This window comes from Moritella sp. (assembly GCF_033791185.1).
GTDB lineage: Bacteria > Pseudomonadota > Gammaproteobacteria > Enterobacterales > Moritellaceae > Moritella.
Window position 1 is genome coordinate 1 of record NZ_JASJHF010000261.1, and the last position, 6,100, is coordinate 6,100.

Here is a 6,100-nt window from a genome sequence, read left to right on the forward strand (position 1 = left end):
GGCGTAACCGCATTAATGTTAGTGGCTTTCTCTTTGACCATTTCGCCAGATATTTCGGCCATTTTGATGGAGAAGGTACCGCCAAAGCCACAGCAGGTTTCTTGGTTTTTAATAGCGACGAGTTCGAGCCCTTCGACATTACCCAATAATTTAAGCGGCTCTTCACGCACACCTAATTTACGGATGAGGCTACAAGAAGGATGATAAACACCGCGCCCAGGTAATTTTGCGCCGACGTTTTCAATATTCAGTTCGTTAACAATAAACTGGGTTAGTTCGAACAAGCGATCCGATACCGCTTGAGCTCGCGCCGCCCACTCGGGTTCATCGGCTAAGTACTCAGGGTATTTCTTTACCGCTGCCGCACATGAACCCGCTGGCGTGACGATTGGATAGTCATTACCTTCAAAAGCGCAGATTAGTGATTTCATTGCTGGCTTGCTTGATTCGATATACCCGCTATTCAATGACGGTTGACCGCAGCAGCCTTGCTCTTTCGGGAATATTACTTCGCAGCCTAACTGCTCTAGTAATAACACTGTTTTTTTAGCTACGTTTGACTTAACTACGTCACATAGACAGGTTACAAAAAAATTAACTTTCATCATCTCACCTTGCTCACCGAGCTTATTTTTGGCTAATGATATAAGCAAGCATCGAAAAAAACGAACGTGATTAGCGTTAATAAATATGCCAATAGCTCTGCTTGTGTGATCTTAGCTTTATCATAAATATAACAATTCACTTTAAAACAATTAGTTATATTTTAACCAAAGGAATGCAACAGGGGTTATTAGGTCAAATATGGAAACAATGAAGTTCGACATTAATGCTAATGCAGCCTTTTTTAGTTTAGTGCAATTAGTCAGCAATTTTTGGGGTCAACACTATGCACAGTACAGATGAGACAAGGGGTTTGAGGGGGTGCCTTGGTGTAATAAAATAACCAATTAATGCCATTTTAAGCATAAACCCTATTTTTTGTAGTTGAATTTCATCAAAATAATTTACCTAATTACACTAGACCCCTGAATCGCTTAATTTATCGATAGCGACCCAGCGTTTTATTACCGTGCATTATGACAATCACTGTTTCTAATACCGCTACAATCATTTAGTGGTCTTTATCACTAAACATATAAGCCATTGATTTTATATAACTTGATAACTTGCATTTTTTTCCCCCTCATTGTTTATGTCACATTTGTCGCCCATATTCCTAATTACATACCTAAAAAGAGGGGTAGAGTTTGCGGCTCAAGATCTTACAATCCATTCCCCACAAGACACGGGTATTAGAAAAGCACAGGGTTTTAGGTAACTGTACTTTATCAACAATACATTCAAGCACTATTATAAATAGACTCATGCATAACTATCATCGTAAAGCCGATAGACTTATGAGCTGAGCACACATGGAGTGGGTAGCAATGACATCCCTAATCTTGGCAATGATGCCAATTCTCGTCCTTATCTGGATGATGACGAAAAAGAATGGTGTACCCTCGTACATTGCACTACCAGTGACGGCATTATTTGTAGCAGCACTGCAAATTTTTTACTTCCAAACAGACCTAACACTGATCTGGGCAAATGTGATTGCCGGAAGCTTGTCAGCTATTACCCCTATATCGATTATTGCCGGGGCAATTTTGATGAACCGTATGATGTGCCTATCCGGGGCTGAAGATACCATCAGTCGCTGGTTAGAGGGCATCAGCCGTAATAAAGTTGCTCAGTTAATGATCATTGGTTGGGCGTTTGCCTTTATGATTGAAGGAGCCTCAGGCTTTGGTACACCCGCAGCAATTGCCGCGCCTATTTTAGTTGGCCTCGGTTTCCCACCATTACAAGTCGCAATGCTAGCGTTAGTGATGAACTCGGTACCAGTATCCTTTGGTGCGGTAGGCACGCCAACTTGGTTTGGTTTTTCAAACTTAGGGTTAACTGACTCAGCATTACTGGAGATTGGTCAACAAACAGCGATGATCCACTTCGTAGCGGCCTTTGTTATTCCGGTATTGGCATTGCGCTTTGTCACCTCTTGGACTGAGATCCGTCGTAACTACTTCTTTATTCTATTAAGTACCTTGTCTTGTACGGTACCTTACTTCTTGTTGGCACAATGGAACTATGAATTCCCTGCATTAGTGGGCGGCGCGATTGGTCTGACTATCTCGATTGGTTTAGCCAAGTTAAACATCGGTCTGGGTAAAGTAGCGCCGAGTGCTGACGATAACAACACTGCGAAAACAGTGATCAGCCGTGGCCAGATATTCAAAGCCATGACACCGACTATGCTATTAATTGTTATCTTAATTGTGACCCGTATTAAACAGCTTGGTATTAAATCAATGCTGACCGATGCGACTGAAGCATTATCGGTATCACTGGGTGGTTTCGGTGACTTTAGTGTTAGCCAAGCGTTAATCTTCAAGTTAAGTAATATTCTCGGCACTAACGTAGCTTGGGCATATAAAACATTATACGTACCTGCGCTTATTCCTTTCTTATTAGTGGTGTTGATTTCTATCCCACTGTTTAAGCTTAAAGGCAGCATGGTTAAGCAAGTGTTTAGCGAAACTGGTAGCCGTATTAAAATGCCTTTCATTACCCTGATTGGTGCATTGATTATGGTTAAACTGATGATGGCTGGCGGTGAAAACTCCCCTATCCTGATTATCGGTATGGCGTTTTCAGATTTGATGGGGACTAACTGGCAGTTTGCTTCTGCTTACCTTGGCGCGCTGGGGGCATTCTTCTCAGGCTCAGCAACGGTATCGAATCTAACATTTGGTGGTATTCAGCAAACGATTGCAACCACAGTGGGTTTACCAGAAACGACTATCTTGGCACTGCAATCCGTTGGTGGCGCGATGGGTAACATGGTCTGTATTAACAACATCATCGCGGTATCGACTATCTTGGGTATTTCTAACCAAGAAGGTTACATCATTAAACGTACAGTGATCCCGATGATTATCTACGGGCTAATTGCAGCGGTGATGAGTACGCTAATCTAACGATGACAGCGAGGGTTAACCGCCCGGCTTGATCAATGTTTGAAATAAAAAACCAATAGCGAGAGCTGTTGGTTTTTTTGTAGCTTATAACTCAATCTGTTTCATTTCTTCAACTTGAGTTAGGTAATACTCACATCGAAATTGAATACTTTCTTTATACGCGTCAACATATTTAGACTCTTCATCCGTAAGCTCCCATGCTTGTTTTATTGCGTTATCCAAGTTGCTAAGAATAGCTTTCGCCAGTTGCTTTAGGGTTATTTCAAGTACGTTCTGTTTTATTCCACATTCTTCAGCAAATGTCATCAATTGGTAAGCATGAACCTTATCAACTTCAAACTCATCACCAATTGCCATAGCAAGCTCTTGATCAAACTCTGGATACATTTGTACATTAACCAGATCGTACCACGGAGTCGGTTTAAGGCCATTTTGAGTAACATAGAACGAGTAATTTTTACCATGAGAATCCGCGTTACAAACAAGCAAGTTAAAGATTGTCCAACGGAGCATGTCAAATTTGGCTTGTGCTGGGTTGGCACAATAATCTGCAATACTGAACAATCTCTCCAAGCTAACCCCTTCCCGAATGTCTTTTACGTCACGGCTAGTACCTAAATTTCGTTCATACTTTCTAGCAACTGAAAAGCCAAGAGCCTGGCATGCATCAATCATATGACGACGCATTACGATATGGCGTTCAGTATTGTACATGCGGTCAAAACGAGTAACAGATAGGGCTTTGTATTTTCCTATTAGCATGGCCTCAACTTCAGCAACCTGCATACCGATAAAACCTGCAAGTTTCATGGTAATAAGCTCATTAAGCACGAGATGCTGCTGAGTGTTTTTTTCAAATTTAACAATATGAGTTGAACAAAGCTCTCCTTCGCCAAATCCATATTCGCAGTCGATGTGGAATAGATTCAATTTCGATTGAACCCCTGCAACAGAAAGACGTGGCTTTCCGCCCCAGACTTCCATTGGCCACATTTCGGGGTCTTCAATTCGTTTTATCAGGTCTTCTTCGCAGATAGGTGTGAAAGATGTTATTTGTGGTTTACTACCCACAGGCAAATACAATATTGCGCCAGACGTATCGAGTCCAATGCCCTTGATTAAACCAAATGTATTACTTTTGGAAATACCGAGAGCTTCAATGAGATAATCAAGTCCTTTGTTCTCGGGGAGTAAGTTAGTCAGGTAAATTGAAATCTGCGAGCTAGTAACTCGACCACTAAGCGGAAGTCTTGGTGAAATAGGAAAACCCTCTTCCTGCCACTCTTGAGTATATTCAATAGAGAATTGTTCTGTGTCTATGTCAAAACGTATTTCTCCAATGACCATGCCTCTAAAGTGCATAACCAGAGTATTAATATTAGTACCACTCATTGTTGTCACCTACTGTATTTATACTACTTGGAGTATCAATTGCCAGCTTTATACCAAGACCATTAAGGATTTTGATTATTGTTGAAAAATATACATCTTCGCCTTTTTCAACTTTGATCAAGGTCTTTTTGCTAACACCACAGAATGATGCTGCTATTTCCTGAGTCATCAAAGCGGCCTTTCTACGGTCTTTGATTAGTTTGCCTAAGGTGCTTGGATCAAATTGAGTCGCCATTCTACAGCCCTAAAAAGTGTACGTAAGGTTACTTTAGAGCTTTGCATGCTAATAATCAATTAAAAGTGTAACAACGTACACTATTTTAATTCTGAATCTTGATATCCCAACAAAAGTGTAGGTTCGTACACTTTTAGTGCTAAGTGGCAACGCGATGGGTAACATGGTCTGTATTAACAACATCATCGCTGTATCGACTCTCTTGGGTATTTCTAACCAAGAAGGGTACATCATTAAACGTACCGTGATCCCGATGATTATCTACGGGCTAATTGCAGCGGTAATGAGTACGCTAATCTAGCAGTGACCGCTAGGGTTAACTGCCCTGCTTGATGAATGTTTGAAATAAAAAACCAATAGCGAGAGCTGTTGGTTTTTTTGTATATAGATGAATCCAAGACATGAAAATTAATATATATTGTTGTGTTTAAAGTAAAAATGCACAAAAGGATTTCTTAATGAAAAGTGTATATTTTGGCATCAAGTATCATCCAGACAATGCAAATAAAAGTATCATAAGTGAATTTGAAAAATGCTTTGCTAAACACAATTTGAAGTCATACTGTGTTGCTAGAGATATGGAAAAGTGGGGCGAACGCTCTTTTTCTGCAAAAAAAATAATGCAAGAAACTTTCGCTAAAATAGACGAAGTGGACCTAGTTGTAATTGATGTATCAGAAAAAGGGGTTGGCTTAGGTATTGAAGCTGGCTATGCGAAAGCTAAAGGCAAAGAGCTTATTGTTACGATTAAGAATGGAATTGAAATTAGCACTACAATCCAAGGCACAGCAGATAAAATCATTACATACAATAAAGTCTCAGAGATAACATTTTAGGCCAAAATCGTACTCTGCGCATAACGCATTTTATGTAATAGCATCAGGTGATGCTTCGCCAAACGCGATTATCTAGGGGTCTAGGAACCCCTTTATCCAACTAGATAAAAAAACTAAAATTCAAGGCTCTAAGCTACATAAAAATAAAAACTATGGCGGCAGTTAACTATGTGGAGACCTAATTATAATTAGCTAATGAAGCTAGCCCTGACACCTTAGAGGCACTATAAAAACAGGCATCGCCAGATTTCTGTGTTTTAATTAGGCCATCACTAGTGAGGCAAGCAGCATGTTTACCGCACCACCACCCTTAACATTTCAACAACAAAGTCCATTTTCTTTATCGGTATCAAACCACTTTACCATATCAAATACAGTATAATCACACTGGTAAAATCCAGCTGGATAAATATCCAAGGCAATGGTTAATATCGCCAATTCAGACACTTACCACTTCAAACACATTTTTTGGACATGACATGAGCGAATTGACATTAATCAATTGAGGCAAATGTTATAAATGTTAAAATAACCCTGCAATAGATATTCGCGATATCATGACCACAGCTATAGACAACGATGTTATTTTTAAGAGGCTCCAACTAATGGGATTA

At 40.1% G+C, this 6,100-nt stretch carries 6 protein-coding genes; 3 read left to right on the forward strand and 3 right to left on the reverse strand.

All coding sequences use genetic code 11. The features are described 5' to 3' along the window. Positions 1-608, reverse strand: a 608-nt coding sequence (locus tag QNK26_RS15120; RefSeq protein ID WP_319224565.1) for a (Fe-S)-binding protein, incomplete at its 3' end; no start/stop codon positions are given. A gap of 822 nt (positions 609-1,430) precedes the next feature. Here QNK26_RS15120 and QNK26_RS15125 point away from each other — a divergent pair. Continuing rightward, on the forward strand, positions 1,431-3,023 hold the full coding sequence (locus tag QNK26_RS15125) for an L-lactate permease (RefSeq protein ID WP_319224568.1): 1,593 nt from the start codon (positions 1,431-1,433) through the stop codon (positions 3,021-3,023). Between the two features lie 84 nt (positions 3,024-3,107). On the opposite strand, the gene QNK26_RS15130 is transcribed toward QNK26_RS15125, so the two are convergent. Both QNK26_RS15130 and QNK26_RS15135 read right to left on the reverse strand, forming a co-directional pair. Then, the gene (locus QNK26_RS15130) at positions 3,108-4,415 is read right to left on the reverse strand and encodes a HipA domain-containing protein (protein ID WP_319224571.1); all 1,308 of its coding nucleotides are present in this window, start codon (positions 4,413-4,415) and stop codon (positions 3,108-3,110) included. After that, positions 4,402-4,650 (reverse strand): helix-turn-helix domain-containing protein, encoded by a 249-nt coding sequence (locus QNK26_RS15135; RefSeq protein ID WP_319224574.1) that lies wholly within the window; start codon positions 4,648-4,650, stop codon positions 4,402-4,404. The genes QNK26_RS15130 and QNK26_RS15135 overlap by 14 nt, the downstream gene beginning before the upstream one ends. 154 nt (positions 4,651-4,804) lie before the next feature. On the opposite strand from QNK26_RS15135, the gene QNK26_RS15140 reads away from it, so the two are divergent. Then, positions 4,805-4,951, forward strand: coding sequence for an L-lactate permease (locus QNK26_RS15140; RefSeq protein ID WP_319224576.1), 147 nt, complete (start codon positions 4,805-4,807; stop codon positions 4,949-4,951). A gap of 157 nt (positions 4,952-5,108) precedes the next feature. Next, positions 5,109-5,486 (forward strand): hypothetical protein, encoded by a 378-nt coding sequence (locus QNK26_RS15145; protein WP_319224580.1) that lies wholly within the window; start codon positions 5,109-5,111, stop codon positions 5,484-5,486. Positions 5,487-6,100 lie beyond the last annotated feature (614 nt).

Coding starts and splice junctions, on each gene's coding strand:
- QNK26_RS15125 (WP_319224568.1), top strand. CDS start 1,431: ATGACATCCCTAATCTTGGCAATGATGCCAATTCTCGTCCTTATCTGG.
- QNK26_RS15130 (WP_319224571.1), bottom strand. CDS start 4,415: ATGAGTGGTACTAATATTAATACTCTGGTTATGCACTTTAGAGGCATG.
- QNK26_RS15135 (WP_319224574.1), bottom strand. CDS start 4,650: ATGGCGACTCAATTTGATCCAAGCACCTTAGGCAAACTAATCAAAGAC.
- QNK26_RS15140 (WP_319224576.1), top strand. CDS start 4,805: ATGGGTAACATGGTCTGTATTAACAACATCATCGCTGTATCGACTCTC.
- QNK26_RS15145 (WP_319224580.1), top strand. CDS start 5,109: ATGAAAAGTGTATATTTTGGCATCAAGTATCATCCAGACAATGCAAAT.